Origin of the sequence: Pseudomonas sp. SIMBA_068, from assembly GCF_046534705.1 — a bacterium.
Taxonomy (GTDB): domain Bacteria; phylum Pseudomonadota; class Gammaproteobacteria; order Pseudomonadales; family Pseudomonadaceae; genus Aquipseudomonas; species Aquipseudomonas putida.
This window is the reverse complement of record NZ_JAWRYI010001878.1, coordinates 1-229: the sequence shown is the minus strand read 5'-3', so window position 1 is coordinate 229 and position 229 is coordinate 1. Positions and strand designations below refer to the sequence as shown.

The 229-nt window shown below is 57.6% G+C and carries 1 protein-coding gene; it reads left to right on the top strand.

Annotation, left to right across the window (positions count from 1 at the left end):
• Positions 1 to 229, top strand: a 229-nt coding sequence (locus SB756_RS36285) for an AraC family ligand binding domain-containing protein (RefSeq protein WP_410914092.1), incomplete at both ends; no start/stop codon positions are given.

The following is a 229-nucleotide window of genomic DNA, read 5'->3' as shown; positions in this document are numbered from 1 at the left end:
CGGCATGAAAGGTTACATTCTGAATCTCACTATCAAAGGTAAAGGGCGGGTATTTGACGGCGAGCGGGCATTTGACTGCGAACCTGGCGAAATGCTGCTGTTTCAGCCGAAAACGGCTCACTATTATGGTCGCGCGCCGGACAGCCCGCAGTGGTTTCACCGCTGGGTCTATTTCCGTCCACGCGCCTACTGGCACGACTGGCTGCGCTGGCAGGATGAGCAGGAGGGC